12 protein-coding genes are annotated in these 13,171 nt (G+C 60.1%); 10 read left to right on the top strand and 2 right to left on the bottom strand.

Translation table 11 applies throughout. The features are described from left to right. Genes pstB through phoR form a run of 4 tightly spaced genes read left to right on the top strand, consistent with a single transcriptional unit; the run spans position 1 to position 3,513 of the window. On the top strand, positions 1-783 hold the full coding sequence (pstB, locus tag ACNOHI_RS07930; RefSeq protein WP_420474131.1) for a phosphate ABC transporter ATP-binding protein PstB: 783 nt from the start codon (positions 1-3) through the stop codon (positions 781-783). A gap of 25 nt (positions 784-808) precedes the next feature. Continuing rightward, complete coding sequence (gene phoU / locus ACNOHI_RS07935) at positions 809-1,516, top strand: phosphate signaling complex protein PhoU (protein ID WP_420474132.1); 708 nt, start codon at positions 809-811, stop codon at positions 1,514-1,516. A gap of 2 nt (positions 1,517-1,518) precedes the next feature. Further along, positions 1,519-2,208: a phosphate regulon transcriptional regulator PhoB gene (phoB, locus tag ACNOHI_RS07940; protein ID WP_420474133.1), complete on the top strand. Its 690-nt coding sequence runs from the start codon at positions 1,519-1,521 to the stop codon at positions 2,206-2,208. 9 nt (positions 2,209-2,217) lie between these two features. Then, the gene (gene phoR, locus ACNOHI_RS07945; RefSeq protein ID WP_420474134.1) at positions 2,218-3,513 is read left to right on the top strand and encodes a phosphate regulon sensor histidine kinase PhoR; all 1,296 of its coding nucleotides are present in this window, start codon (positions 2,218-2,220) and stop codon (positions 3,511-3,513) included. Positions 3,514-3,607: 94 nt separating this feature from the next. Here the strand turns inward: phoR and ACNOHI_RS07950 are convergent, their stop codons facing one another. After that, on the bottom strand, positions 3,608-4,651 hold the full coding sequence (locus ACNOHI_RS07950) for a Fe(3+) ABC transporter substrate-binding protein (protein WP_420474135.1): 1,044 nt from the start codon (positions 4,649-4,651) through the stop codon (positions 3,608-3,610). Positions 4,652-4,793: 142 nt separating this feature from the next. Between ACNOHI_RS07950 and ACNOHI_RS07955 the strand changes: the two genes are divergently transcribed. Beyond that, on the top strand, positions 4,794-5,708 hold the full coding sequence (locus ACNOHI_RS07955; RefSeq protein ID WP_420474136.1) for a patatin-like phospholipase family protein: 915 nt from the start codon (positions 4,794-4,796) through the stop codon (positions 5,706-5,708). A gap of 3 nt (positions 5,709-5,711) precedes the next feature. Here ACNOHI_RS07955 and ACNOHI_RS07960 read toward each other — a convergent pair whose 3' ends face one another. Beyond that, on the bottom strand, positions 5,712-6,167 hold the full coding sequence (locus tag ACNOHI_RS07960; protein WP_420474353.1) for a C40 family peptidase: 456 nt from the start codon (positions 6,165-6,167) through the stop codon (positions 5,712-5,714). A gap of 149 nt (positions 6,168-6,316) precedes the next feature. On the opposite strand from ACNOHI_RS07960, the gene ACNOHI_RS07965 reads away from it, so the two are divergent. From ACNOHI_RS07965 to greA, 5 genes are all read left to right on the top strand, one after another. Next, positions 6,317-7,498 (top strand): response regulator, encoded by a 1,182-nt coding sequence (locus ACNOHI_RS07965; RefSeq protein WP_420474137.1) that lies wholly within the window; start codon positions 6,317-6,319, stop codon positions 7,496-7,498. A gap of 61 nt (positions 7,499-7,559) precedes the next feature. Next, a complete protein-coding gene (locus ACNOHI_RS07970) occupies positions 7,560-7,967 on the top strand; it encodes a GlcG/HbpS family heme-binding protein (protein ID WP_420474138.1) in 408 nt (135 codons plus the stop codon). A 245-nt stretch (positions 7,968-8,212) separates the two neighbouring features. Continuing rightward, positions 8,213-9,367, top strand: coding sequence for a glutamine-hydrolyzing carbamoyl-phosphate synthase small subunit (gene carA, locus ACNOHI_RS07975; RefSeq protein WP_420474139.1), 1,155 nt, complete (start codon positions 8,213-8,215; stop codon positions 9,365-9,367). Further along, a complete protein-coding gene (carB, locus tag ACNOHI_RS07980; RefSeq protein WP_420474140.1) occupies positions 9,360-12,590 on the top strand; it encodes a carbamoyl-phosphate synthase large subunit in 3,231 nt (1,076 codons plus the stop codon). Before carA ends, carB begins: the two co-directional genes overlap by 8 nt. A gap of 100 nt (positions 12,591-12,690) precedes the next feature. Next, the gene (gene greA / locus ACNOHI_RS07985; protein ID WP_420474141.1) at positions 12,691-13,167 is read left to right on the top strand and encodes a transcription elongation factor GreA; all 477 of its coding nucleotides are present in this window, start codon (positions 12,691-12,693) and stop codon (positions 13,165-13,167) included. The last annotated feature ends 4 nt before the right edge of the window (positions 13,168-13,171 follow it).

Here is a 13,171-nt window from a genome sequence, read left to right on the forward strand (position 1 = left end):
ATGAACGATTCCATGACCATGACCGCCGTGAAACCGACGCTCGAAATCTCCGGCCTGAACTTCTTCTACGGCGGGTTCCAGGGCCTGAAGAACATCAACCTTAACGTCTACGAAAAGAAGGTCACGGCCTTCATCGGCCCCTCCGGCTGCGGCAAGTCGACCCTGTTGCGCACGCTGAACCGGATGTACGACCTGTATCCCGGCCAGCGTGCCGAGGGCAAGATCGTCTATAACGGCCGCAACATCCTCGAACCCGGCCAGGACGTCAACATGCTCCGCGCCAAGGTCGGCATGGTGTTCCAGAAGCCGACGCCGTTTCCGATGTCGGTCTATGAGAACATCGCCTTCGGCGTGCGCCTCTACGAAAACCTGTCCAAGGGTGAAATGGATGAACGCGTCGAATGGGCGCTGAAGAAGGCGGCCTTGTGGACCGAAGTGAAGGACAAGCTCAACAAGAGTGGCCTTTCCCTCTCGGGCGGCCAGCAGCAACGCCTGTGCATTGCGCGCAGCGTCGCCGTCAAGCCCGACGTCCTGTTGCTCGACGAGCCGACCTCCGCCCTTGACCCGATTTCAACCGCCAAGATCGAGGAACTGATCGCCGAGCTGAAAGAGGACTACACCATCACCATCGTCACGCACAACATGCAGCAGGCGGCCCGTTGCTCGGACTACACTGCCTACATGTACCTGGGTGAATTGGTGGAATTCGGCGAGACCGACCAGATCTTCATGAATCCGGCGAAGAAGGAAACGCAGGATTACATTACCGGCCGCTTCGGCTGAGACACACAGACACAAGGAGAACCCTATGCCAGGCGACCACTCTTCCAAGGCCTACGACATGGACCTCGAAACCATCCGCTCCAAGGTGCTGACCATGGGCGGCCTGGTGGAAAGCCAGTTCAATGACGCGATGGAATGCTTTCGCGGCGGCGACGTCGTAAAGGCGGAGCAGGTGATCAAGTCGGACGAAAACGTGAACCGCCTCGAAGTGACGCTCGACGACGCGTGCAGCCATCTCATCGTCAAGCGCCAGCCCGCCGCGAACGACCTGCGCACTGTCATGGCGACGCTGAAGGTGATTACCGACCTCGAGCGCATTGGCGACGAGGCGACCAAGATCGCGCGCACCGCTAAGCACCTGCACGAACGCGGCACGGTCGGCGTCCTCAATCATTACGAACTGGTTCGCGTGCTGGCTTCCAACGCGGCGGCTTCCCTGCACGATGCACTGGATGCTTTCGCCCGCCTCGACGAGAAGCAGGCAGCGCGGATCATTGCCGCCGATGAAACGATCGACCACGAGTTCCGCTCGATCACGCGCGCCATGGTGACATTCATGATGGAAGACCCGCGCACGATTTCCGCCGCGCTGGACACGCTATGGGTAGCCAAGGCGGTAGAGCGCATCGGTGACCACGCGAAGAACATCGCCGAGTACGTGATCTATATCGTCGAAGGCAAGGATATCCGTCATACTGACTACGTTTATACGAAGCTGGACAGCAAAGTCTGAATATGGCCGCAGACAAAACTACCATCCTTGTCGTTGAAGACGAACCCGCGATCGTCGAACTCGTCTCCTTCACCCTGAAGGAGGCAGGCTGGAACTGCCTGTCCGTGAGTACGGTGGCCGACGCCTGGGAATTTATCCAGCGCCGTACGCCGCAGATGGTGCTGCTGGACTGGATGCTGCCCGACCAGTCCGGCTTGCGCCTGCTCTCACGCATTCGCGGCGACAGGCAGCTCAACGAACTGCCTGTCATCATGCTGACCGCCAAGAGCATGGAAGAGGACAAGATCGCCGGCCTCGACAACGGCGCCGACGACTACATCACCAAGCCGTTCTCGCCGCGCGAGTTGACGGCGCGCATCAAGGCGCTGTTGCGGCGCAAGGCGCCCGAGCATGCGCAAAGCCTGATGACTGCCGGGGTGGTGACGCTCGACCCGGTCAGTTGCTCCGTCATGCTGCACGGACAGAAGATCGAGATTGGCCACGCGGAATACAAACTGCTCAAATTCTTCCTCGCCCATCCCGAGCGCGTTTTCTCGCGCAGCCAGCTGCTGGACAAGGTGTGGGGCGATCACGTGGTGATCGAGGAACGCACGGTCGACGTGCACGTCCTTCGCCTGCGCAAGGCGCTCAAGGAAGCGGAGTCCCTCATCAAGACAGTGCGCAGTGTAGGATACATGCTGTCCGAGAAATAATTTCCCTGTATGAATCCTCGCCTGCTTTTCTGGATTCCGGCCGGACTGCGCCTGTCCATCGTTCTTGCCGGTGCCGCTGTCTTCTGGTACTTGTTCGGCATGTTCGCCGGCGTCGTCGCCGTGATTGCAGGCCTGCTGATCCTGCTCATCGTCCAACTGCATTACCTCTTCCAGCTATCCCAGTGGCTCGAAGACCCGAACAGCGCCAAGCTTCCCGATGGGTGGGGTGCATGGACGGATATTTTTTCGCGCCTCTATCGCATGCGCCGCGGCGACGAAAAAAACCAGGCCGAGCTGACCGAGTGGCTCACGCGCTTCCGCCAGGCGATGAGCTTGCTGCCCGACGGCGTGGTCATCATGGACGACGTGCTGTTCCTCGAATGGTGCAATCCCGCGGCGGAGAAACACCTCGGCTTGCAGCTCGACCGCGACAAGGGCATGCGCGTCACCAACCTCGTCCGCACGCCGGAGTTCATGGATTACATCATCCTCGGCCGCTACGATGAGCCGCTGACGATCGGATTCAAGGACCGCAAGCTGGTGGTCCAGATCATTCCCTTTGAAAACCGCCGGCAGATCCTCGTCACGCATGACATCACCGATGCGGAGCGCATCGACATGATGCGGCGCGACTTCATCGCCAACGCATCGCACGAGCTGCGCACGCCGTTGACCGTCATCAACGGCTTCCTCGAGATAGCCACGAGCCAGCCCAACCTCGATCCGCAGACGCGCATGTCCCATCTGAAGCTGATGAGCGAACAGGGCCAGCGCATGCAGAACCTGGTCGAGGACATGTTGACGCTGACCCGGCTCGAGTCGGTCGATTATCCCTTGCGTCCGGAGAAAGTGAACATCCGCATGCTGCTGGAGCAGATTGAGCAGGAGGCGGTGGCGCTGTCCGCGGGCCGGCACACGATTTCACTGCAGCTTGGCGGACCGGACCTGAAAGGCGGGACAGAGGAGTTGCGCAGTGCCTTCGGCAATCTCGTCACGAACGCGATCCGCTACACCCCCCAGGGAGGCAAAATCGACATCAGCTGGGAAGACAAGGATTCCGGCCCCCAGTTCGTCGTCCGGGACAACGGCATCGGCATCCGTCCCGAGCATATCGCGCGCCTGACGGAGCGTTTCTACCGCGTGGACAAGGGCCGTTCCCGCGAAACGCAAGGAACCGGCCTGGGGCTCGCGATCGTCAAGCACGTGCTGCTGCGTCACGATGCCACGCTCGTCATCGAATCCGAACCGGAGCAGGGCAGCACCTTCATCGTCAAGTTTTCAAGGAAACTTGTCGCGGAAAGCTGAACTTGCCGTTGGTAAATCACGGGATTTTTGCGCTTCCTGAATGCGGAAGCAGGAGAGGAGGGGACCCGTCTCCGGATCCCCTGGTACGGAGGAATTACTTGTAGCCGACGCGATCGAGGATGCGCTGTGCGGCGACCTGGTTCTTGCCGATGGTCGCGATCGAGATGTTCTCGGCCTTGAACTTGCCCATTTCTTCCAGCGTCGGGTTCTTCGCGACGGCGGAGGAAACAACCGGCCACTCGTTGTTGCCGTTGGCGAAGTAGCCTTGCGCTTCATCGCTCGCCAGGTACTCGAGGAACTTGACCGCGGCTTCACGGTGCGGCGCGTTCTTTGCGACGCCACCGCCGGAAATGTTCAGGTGCGTGCCGGAGGTCTTCTGGTTCGGCCAAACGAAGCCGACCTTGGTCATCATTTCCTTCTCTTCCGGCTTGGTCGAGCGCAGCAGGCGGACATAGTAGTAGGTGTTCGCAACCGCTACGCCGCACTCCCCGGTGGCGACGCCCTTGATTTGGTCGGTGTCGCCGCCGCGCGGGGGACGTGCGAAGTTGTTGACCACGCCTTGCGCCCATTTCTCGGTCTCGGCTTCGCCGTTGCGCTCGATCATCGAACCGATCATGGACAGCATGTAGGGATGCGAGCCCGAGCGGGTGCAGACCTTGCCCTTGTTCTTCGGATCGCCCAGCGACTCGTAAGTTGCGACATCTTCCGGCTTCACGTTTGCCTTGTTATAGACGATGATGCGGCCGCGGGTGGAGAAGCCGTACCATTCGGAACCCTTGCCGTCGTCCTTGCCGCGCAGGTTTGCCGGGATGCGGGAATCCAGCACCTTCGACTTGACTGGCTGGAACAGGCCGTCGATCTGTGCGCGCCACAGACGGGCGGCATCGACCATGAGGATGACGTCAGCCGGGCTGTTCTTGCCTTCGTTCTTGAGGCGCTCCAGCAGGGCGTTGTCGTCCGCTTCGATACGGTTGATCTTGATGCCGGTCTGCTTGGTGAAGTTGGAGTAAAGCTGTTCGTCCGTCTGGTAGTGGCGGGCGGAATAGAGGTTCAGGACGTTTTCCTGAGCGTGTGCGAAACCGGTTGCGGCTACCGCGACGAGGGCGGCGGCAATCTTCGTACGGAGGGTGGGTTTCATTATTTTTCCTTGTTGTGGATGATTTTCAGCCACGCCGAATATAGCAGCTTTTTATTTAAATAGGAATGATTCTCATTAAGGAAGGGCGCATATCCTCCGATACAATGCGCTCTCCATCTTCGTGACACCCTTGTATTGCTTCATGACTCGCATCCCCTTGGTATCTTTCCTGTCGGCCCTCGTCCTGTTCGTTGCCGGTTGCAGCACGCCGCCTGTTTCTTCGCCCGTCACCGCACAACCGTCCACAGCCACGGTCAAGTCCATACGCCCGGTAAAGATCGGGCTCGCGCTCGGCGGCGGCGCCGCGCGCGGGTTTGCACACATCGGGGTCATCAAGGCACTGGAGGCGCAGGGGATCGTTCCCGATCTCGTCGTCGGCACGAGCGCGGGCAGTCTGGTCGGTGCGCTGTACGCGGCTGGCAACAACGGGTTCGCGCTGCACAAGCTCGCCCTTGAAATGGACGAAGCAGCCATTTCCGATTGGTCTGTCCCCATGTTTGCAAAAGCGACCGGCGTACTCAAAGGGGAGGCCTTGCAGAATTACGTGAACAAGACCGTCAATAATGTGCCGCTGGAAAAATTGAAGCTGCCTTTCGGTGCCGTGGCCACCGACTTGAAAAATGGAGAGCCTATCCTTTTCCAGCGCGGGAATACAGGCGCTGCGATCCGTGCCTCTTCGGCAGTGCCTGGCGTCTTCCAACCCGTGCGCATCGGCGAGCGGTCCTACGTCGACGGTGGCCTCGTCTCCCCGGTGCCGGTACGGTTCGCACGCGAAATGGGCGCGGACTTTGTCATTGCCGTCAATATTTCCGCGCAGCCAGACGCGCAGGCCTCAGCCAGTACGCTGGAAGTGCTCTTGCAAACCTTTGCCATCATGGGGCAAAGCATCAACACGTACGAGCTGAAGGATGCGGATGTCGTCATCCAGCCCAGGCTGGGGTCGATGAAGGGAAATGATTTCACCGGCCGGAATACCGCAATCCTTGCCGGGGAGCAGGCGGCATCGGCATTGATGCCGGAGATCAAGCGCAAGCTCGCGGCCAGGCGCGAGCAGTAGGGGTCATTCCGCCTGGTTGATGCGCCGGGCGCCGTTGAAGCGGTTTTTCCAGTAACTCATGTCCATGCTTTCGATACGCACCTGTCCGCCGCCGGATGGCGCATGGATGAACTTGTTGTCGCCGAGGTAGACGCCGACGTGGGAAAAGCCGCGGCGCAAGGTGTTGTAGAACACCAGGTCGCCTGGCTGGAGTTCGTGGGTGTCGATCTTTTCGCCTACCTGGCTGATTTCTACCGACGTACGCGGCAACTCCTTGCCCCACGCTTCCTTGAACAGATAACGCACCAGGCCGCTGCAATCGAGGCCGTTTTCAGGCGTCGTTCCACCATACTTGTAGCGGATGCCGATCAGGCTCATGGCGTGCAGCGCCAGTTCGGACGCCTTGGAAGTAAATCCTTGCAGTTTTGCCAATGCGGTCGGCGGCTCATTCGGCACTGGCTCTGCGGCGAGAGCCGGCATTGCGAGGCACAGCGCGCAGGCGCTTGCACTCAGCAGGTAGCGAATGAAGTGAAACGAAGTTGTCATATTTATAACGATGTGCTGCTTTGACCGCCTCAATGTACGGTAAGCGGGGAGTTGCTGTCAAAATTTGTTACAGGAGGTTATGCTTGTTCGAAAGCGGCTTTTCACCATTTGGCATGACCTCACATACATCGCTGGACCTACCCGTCAAGCCGCGCGTACTGATTGCGGATGATTCGCGTATCGTGCGCGCCACCCTGATCAAGCACATTGAAGGGATGTTCGAGTTCCGCGAGGCGCTCGATGGCGAGCAGGCTTGGGAAACCTTGCTGCTGGATCCGAGCATCCGGGTCGTCATTACCGATTTGACGATGCCCAAGCTGGATGGCTATGGGTTACTCAAGCGCATCCGTGCGTCGAAAGTCAGCCGCATCCGCGATATTCCCGTCGTGGTCGTCTCAGGCAGCGACGAGCGCGAAGAACGGGAGCGCGTCAAGGCGGCAGGCGCGACTGACCTGATCACCAAGGGCATCGGCACGGCGCAGCTTCTGTCCCGTCTTGATATTTTGTCCAAACTTGTCGGCACGCAGCGCGAATTCGAGCGCAGTCTTGAAACACTGCTCAAGGACGCGGCGTCCGGCCCGCAAATCCCATTGCTGTCATCCGACGAACTGTCGGAGCAGGCGGACAAGCAGCTCGCGCAGGCCGCCGTAGGGAAGAAAAACTTCGTCGTACTGAATGTCCGCATCGGCATCCGCCATGTCGCCCTGGAAGGTGTCGCGGCGCTTCCTCCATCTAGCGTTGTCGACGCGATAGGGCAGTTGCTTCTCCGGACTGTTAGAGGGAGTGACCTCGTGGCCAAAACCGGCGATGCGGATTTCACCCTCGTCACCAGCGGTATCAATCGCGAGGCGGCGCGCATTTTCGCACAGAGGGTTTGCAGCGCCATCAGCAATGCTCACCTTGTGAAGGATAGTGATATGTCCTTTGGTGCGAGCTGCGGGCTGGTTGCAATCAATGCTGTTGAAACAAGCGTGAACCTGCCGGCGTTATGTGACCTCGCCGCTCGCCGGGCCAGTCTCGGCATGAACCAGGCCGTTGCCGGCGTCGTCGGACAGGAAGAGCAAGACGCCCTTGAGCGAGGGGAAACAGCGTTCGTTCGCGTCTCGGCGCCGGCAGACACCGCCACAAAAATCGAGTCCCCCGACCTTGCAACCCTGGTGCAATGGGTAAAAGAGGGGCGGCGCGAGGAAGTCCTGCCGCACATCGGAAAGCTGCCCAAGGAATTGCAGCCGCTGCTCGAACTTCTCCTCAGACAGCGCACGTAGAAATACGGAGGCGGGCACGTAACACCTGCCGTACAATGCGGGCTTCATTGAAGGAGACATCATGCAATCCAGACAAGTGCTTACCCTCGACGACGCCCGCGCAATCGCTGCAGCTGCGGAAGCTGAAGCAAAGGCAAACAACTGGGCCGTGACCATTGCGGTGGTGGACGACGGCGGGCACCTGCTGTGGTTGCAGCGCCTCGACAACGCGGCCCCGATTTCTGCCCATATTGCGCCGGCGAAAGCGCGTACCGCGGCACTTGGCCGTCGCGAAACCAAGGTGTATGAAGACATGATCAACAACGGCCGCGTCTCCTTCCTCAGCGCGCCGGAATTCGAAGGCATGCTCGAAGGCGGTGTTCCCGTCATCGTCAACGGCCATTGCGCCGGCGCGGTTGGCGTGTCGGGCGTGAAGTCGTCGGAAGACGTGCAAATTGCCCGCGCAGGCATTGCTGCGTTGAAGATCTGACACGGGTTTTCGCAGCCCCTGATCCCGGCGGATCGGGGGCTGCCGCCGACGCCTTACCACAAACTTACAAATTTGCAGCGCAGGGCGTTCTCGGCTATAATCTTGGGGTTTAACTAAATTCACCCGCCGTAGCGCATACCCCTTCCATTTCCGTCCCAAAAAGACCCGCGACAGCCAGCGCAAGCCGTTTGGTCGACGGTCGTTCTGGCGCGGCGCAGCGGCGGTAAACATCTCAGGAGTTACCCTTGCTGCCTTTTTTTTCTGGCCAATCAGTTCCGGCCATCCTTGCGCTCGCAGACGGGTCTATCTTTCAGGGTTTTTCCATCGGTGCTCCCGGTCATACGATCGGTGAAGTCGTGTTCAACACGGCCATGACCGGCTACCAGGAAATCCTGACGGACCCCAGCTACAGTCGCCAGATCGTCACCCTCACTTATCCGCACATCGGCAACGTCGGCGTCAACGAAGAAGACGTCGAAGCAAGCAAGATCCACGCTGCCGGCCTGATCATCAAGGACCTGCCGCTGCTGGTCTCGAACTTCCGTTCCCAGCGCAGCCTGTCCGATTACCTGAAGGCGGAAAACGTCGTCGGCATCGCCGGCATCGACACCCGCAAACTGACCCGCATCCTGCGTGAAAAGGGCGCACAGAACGGCGCCATCGTCGCCGGCGAATCGGCAAGCGCGGAAGAGGCGCTCGCGCTGGCGAAGTCCTTTCCCGGCTTGGCCGGTATGGACCTGGCAAAGGTCGTCTCGACCGCCAAGTCCTACGTGTGGAATGAAACCGAGTGGAAGCTCGGCAGCGGCTATGGCAAGCTGGACAACCCGAAATTCCACGTCGTCGCCTTCGACTACGGCGTCAAGTACAACATCCTGCGCATGCTCGCCGAGCGCGGCTGCAAGGTCACCGTCCTGCCGGCGCAAGCCAGCGCAGCAGACGCGCTGGCGCTGAACCCGGACGGCATCTTCCTGTCCAACGGCCCTGGCGATCCGGAACCCTGCGATTACGCAATCGCGGCGTCGAAAGAGCTGATCGAGCGCGGCATCCCGACGTTTGGCATCTGCCTTGGCCACCAGATCATGGCGCTGGCTTCCGGTGCGAAGACGCTGAAGATGAAATTCGGCCACCATGGCGCGAACCACCCGGTGCAGGACCTCGACACCAAGCAGGTGATGATCACCTCGCAAAACCACGGCTTCGCCGTCGATGTCGACACGCTGCCGTCCAACTGCCGCGTCACCCATGTCTCGCTGTTCGACGGTTCGCTGCAAGGTTTTGCGCGCACCGACAAGCCCGCGTTCTGCTTCCAGGGCCACCCGGAAGCTTCGCCCGGCCCGAATGACATCGCCCCCCTGTTCGATCGCTTCGTGGCGATGATGGAGAAACACAAAAATGCCTAAGCGCACAGACATTAAAAGCATCCTGATCATTGGCGCCGGCCCGATCATCATCGGCCAGGCGTGCGAATTCGACTACTCCGGCGCGCAGGCATGCAAGGCCCTCCGTCAAGAGGGTTACAAGGTCATCCTGGTCAACAGCAACCCGGCGACCATCATGACCGACCCGGAGATGGCCGACGTCACCTATATCGAGCCGATCACCTGGCAGGTCGTCGAGCGCATCATCGACAAGGAACGTCCTGACGCGATCCTCCCGACCATGGGCGGACAGACCGCGCTCAACTGCGCACTCGACCTGCATCGCAACGGCGTGCTGACCAAGTACGGCTGCGAACTCATCGGTGCGACCCCGGAAGCGATCGACAAGGCGGAAGACCGCCTGAAGTTCAAGAATGCAATGACCAAGATCGGCCTCGGTTCCGCACGTTCCGGTGTCTCGCACACGATGGAAGAATCGTGGGCGGTGCAGAAGGAAATCGGCTTCCCGGTCATCATCCGTCCGTCCTTTACCATGGGCGGCACCGGCGGCGGCATCGCTTACAACCCGGAAGAATTCGAAACCATCTGCAAGCGCGGCCTCGAAGCCTCGCCGACTTCCGAACTCCTGATCGAGGAATCCCTGATCGGCTGGAAAGAGTACGAGATGGAAGTCGTCCGCGACAAGAAGGACAACTGCATCATCGTCTGCTCGATCGAAAACCTCGACCCGATGGGCGTGCACACCGGCGACTCGATCACCGTCGCTCCTGCGCAGACCCTGACGGACAAGGAATACCAGATCATGCGTAACGCCTCCCTGGCGGTGCTGCGCGAGATCGGCGTCGACACCGGCGGCTCCAACGTGCAGTTCGCGGTCAATCCGAAGGACGGCCGCATGATCGTCATCGAGATGAACCCGCGCGTCTCGCGTTCGTCGGCACTGGCCTCCAAGGCAACCGGTTTCCCGATCGCCAAGGTCGCAGCCAAGCTGGCCGTCGGCTTCACGCTCGACGAGCTGCGCAATGAAATCACCGGCGGCGCGACCCCGGCATCCTTCGAGCCGAGCATCGACTACGTGGTCACCAAGGTGCCGCGTTTCGCGTTCGAGAAATTCCCGACCGCCGACAGCCACCTGACCACCCAGATGAAGTCGGTGGGCGAGGTGATGGCGATCGGTCGCACCTTCCAGGAATCGTTCCAGAAGGCCCTGCGTGGCCTCGAAGTCGGCGTCGACGGCATGAACGAAAAGACCAAGGATCGCGAGACCATCGAAGAGCAGCTTGGCGAACCTGGCCCGGAACGCATCTGGTACGTGGGCGACGCCTTCGCGCAAGGCTTCTCGCTGGAAGAAGTGCAGCAGCTCACGCACATCGACCCCTGGTTCCTCGTGCAGATCAAGGAAATCGTCGATATCGAACTCTGGCTGGAAACCCAGTCGCTGGACGCGCTCGACAAGTCCACGCTGTTCAAGCTCAAGCAGAAGGGTTTCGCAGACCGCCGCATGGCGAAACTGCTGAAGACGACCGACAAGGCAATCCGCGACAAGCGCCGCGAGCTGGGCGTGCGTCCGGTCTACAAGCGCGTCGATACCTGCGCCGCCGAGTTCGCGACCAAGACCGCGTACATGTACTCGACCTACGATGAAGAGTGCGAATCGCAGCCGACCAACAAGAAGAAGATCATGGTTCTTGGCGGTGGTCCCAACCGCATCGGCCAAGGCATCGAGTTCGACTACTGCTGCGTGCACGCCGCGCTGGCGATGCGCGACGACGGTTACGAGACCATCATGGTCAACTGCAACCCGGAAACCGTGTCGACCGACTATGACACGTCCGACCGCCTGTACTTCGAGCCGCTGACGCTGGAAGACGTGCTGGAAATCGTCGACAAGGAAAAACCGTACGGCGTGATCGTCCAGTACGGCGGCCAGACTCCGCTGAAGCTGGCACTCGACCTGGAAGCCAATGGTGTGCCCATCGTCGGCACCTCGCCAGACATGATCGACGCGGCTGAAGACCGCGAGCGTTTCCAGAAGCTGCTGCAAGAGCTCGGCCTGCGCCAGCCGCCGAACCGAACCGCGCGTACCGAAGAAGAAGCACTGCGCCTGGCACAGGAAATCGGCTACCCGCTGGTGGTCCGCCCGTCCTACGTGCTGGGTGGCCGTGCGATGGAAATCGTCCACGAGCAACGCGATCTCGAGCGCTACATGCGCGAAGCAGTCAAGGTCTCCAATGATTCCCCGGTGCTGCTCGACCGCTTCCTGAATGACGCGATCGAAGTCGACGTGGACTGCCTGTCCGACGGCCAGCGGACCTTCATCGGTGGCGTGATGGAACACATTGAACAGGCAGGCGTGCACTCCGGCGACTCCGCGTGCTCGCTGCCGCCGTACTCCCTGTCCAAGGAAACCATCGAGGAATTGAAGCGCCAGACCTCGCTGATGGCAAAGGGACTGAACGTCGTCGGCCTGATGAACGTGCAGTTCGCCATTCAGCAGCAGGAAGTGGATGGCCAGTTGAAGGACATCGTTTTCGTGCTGGAAGTCAACCCGCGTGCATCGCGTACCGTTCCGTACGTGTCGAAGGCAACCGGCCTGCAACTGGCGAAGATCGCCGCACGCTGCATGGTCGGCCAGTCGCTGGATAGCCAAGGCATCAAGAACGAGGTCGTGCCCGAGTACTACAGCGTCAAGGAAGCCGTCTTCCCGTTCAACAAGTTCCCCGGCGTGGACACCATCCTCGGCCCGGAAATGAAGTCGACCGGTGAAGTCATGGGCGTGGGCAAGACCTTCGGCGAAGCCTTCGTGAAGTCGCAGCTCGGCGCTGGCGTCAAGCTGCCGAAGTCCGGCAAGGTCTTCCTGAGTGTCAAGAACAGCGACAAGCCGCGCGCCGTGCAGGTTGCAAAGGACTTGGTCGAACTGGGCTTCTCGCTGGTTGCAACCAAGGGCACGGCGGCAGCAATCAGCGCGGCAGGTATTCCGGTGGCTCCAGTCAACAAGGTCGTAGAAGGCCGTCCGCACGTTGTCGACATGATCAAGAACAACGAGATTGTCATGGTCATCAACACGGTGGAAGAAAAGCGTACGGCGATCACCGATTCCCGTGCGATCCGTACTTCCGCATTGTTGGCGCGCGCGACAACCTACACAACCATCGCTGGAGCAGAGGCTGCGGTCGAGGGCATGCGCCATCTGGACGAGTTGCACGTCTACGATTTACAAGGCCTGCATAAGTCTTTACACTAAACCTCCAACAGTTAAACGTTTGCCACAGAGGTCACAGACGATCCCGGGTTTCCCGGGGTTATTTGTGACCTCTGTGGTTTTCATTTTGTCTACAGAACTTATGAGCACAGTACCGATTACCAAGCGCGGCGCAGAAATGCTGAAGGAAGAACTGCACCGCCTCAAGACCAAGGACCGTCCGGCCGTCATCAATGCGATCTCGGAAGCGCGCGCCCAGGGCGACCTGTCCGAAAATGCCGAATACGATGCCGCCAAGGAGCGCCAGGCCTTCATCGAAGGCCGCATTGCGGAATTGGAAGGCAAGCTGGGTGCGGCACAGATCATCGATCCGACCGTGCTGGATGCGGAAGGCCGTATCGTGTTCGCCTCGACCGTGGATCTCGAGGACCTCGAATCCGGCAACAAGGTGACTTACCAGATCGTCGGCGAGGATGAGGCTGACCTGAAGGAATTGAAGATTTCCATCACATCCCCGATCGCTCGCGCCTTGATCGGCAAGTACGCCGGCGACGTCGTGGAGGTCAATGCGCCTTCCGGCATCCGCGAATACGAAGTCCTCGAAGTCCGCTACATCTGATTCC

Source organism: Noviherbaspirillum sp. ST9 (assembly GCF_048799745.1).
Classification (GTDB): Bacteria; Pseudomonadota; Gammaproteobacteria; order Burkholderiales; family Burkholderiaceae_D; genus Noviherbaspirillum.

What these genes read in the sequence shown, in the direction of transcription:
- pstB (WP_420474131.1), top strand. Translation starts at nt 1, where the DNA reads ATGAACGATTCCATGACCATGACCGCCGTGAAACCGACGCTCGAAATC.
- phoU (WP_420474132.1), top strand. Translation starts at nt 809, where the DNA reads ATGCCAGGCGACCACTCTTCCAAGGCCTACGACATGGACCTCGAAACC.
- phoB (WP_420474133.1), top strand. Translation starts at nt 1,519, where the DNA reads ATGGCCGCAGACAAAACTACCATCCTTGTCGTTGAAGACGAACCCGCG.
- phoR (WP_420474134.1), top strand. Translation starts at nt 2,218, where the DNA reads ATGAATCCTCGCCTGCTTTTCTGGATTCCGGCCGGACTGCGCCTGTCC.
- ACNOHI_RS07950 (WP_420474135.1), bottom strand. Translation starts at nt 4,651, where the DNA reads ATGAAACCCACCCTCCGTACGAAGATTGCCGCCGCCCTCGTCGCGGTA.
- ACNOHI_RS07955 (WP_420474136.1), top strand. Translation starts at nt 4,794, where the DNA reads ATGACTCGCATCCCCTTGGTATCTTTCCTGTCGGCCCTCGTCCTGTTC.
- ACNOHI_RS07960 (WP_420474353.1), bottom strand. Translation starts at nt 6,167, where the DNA reads ATGCCGGCTCTCGCCGCAGAGCCAGTGCCGAATGAGCCGCCGACCGCA.
- ACNOHI_RS07970 (WP_420474138.1), top strand. Translation starts at nt 7,560, where the DNA reads ATGCAATCCAGACAAGTGCTTACCCTCGACGACGCCCGCGCAATCGCT.
- carB (WP_420474140.1), top strand. Translation starts at nt 9,360, where the DNA reads ATGCCTAAGCGCACAGACATTAAAAGCATCCTGATCATTGGCGCCGGC.
- greA (WP_420474141.1), top strand. Translation starts at nt 12,691, where the DNA reads ATGAGCACAGTACCGATTACCAAGCGCGGCGCAGAAATGCTGAAGGAA.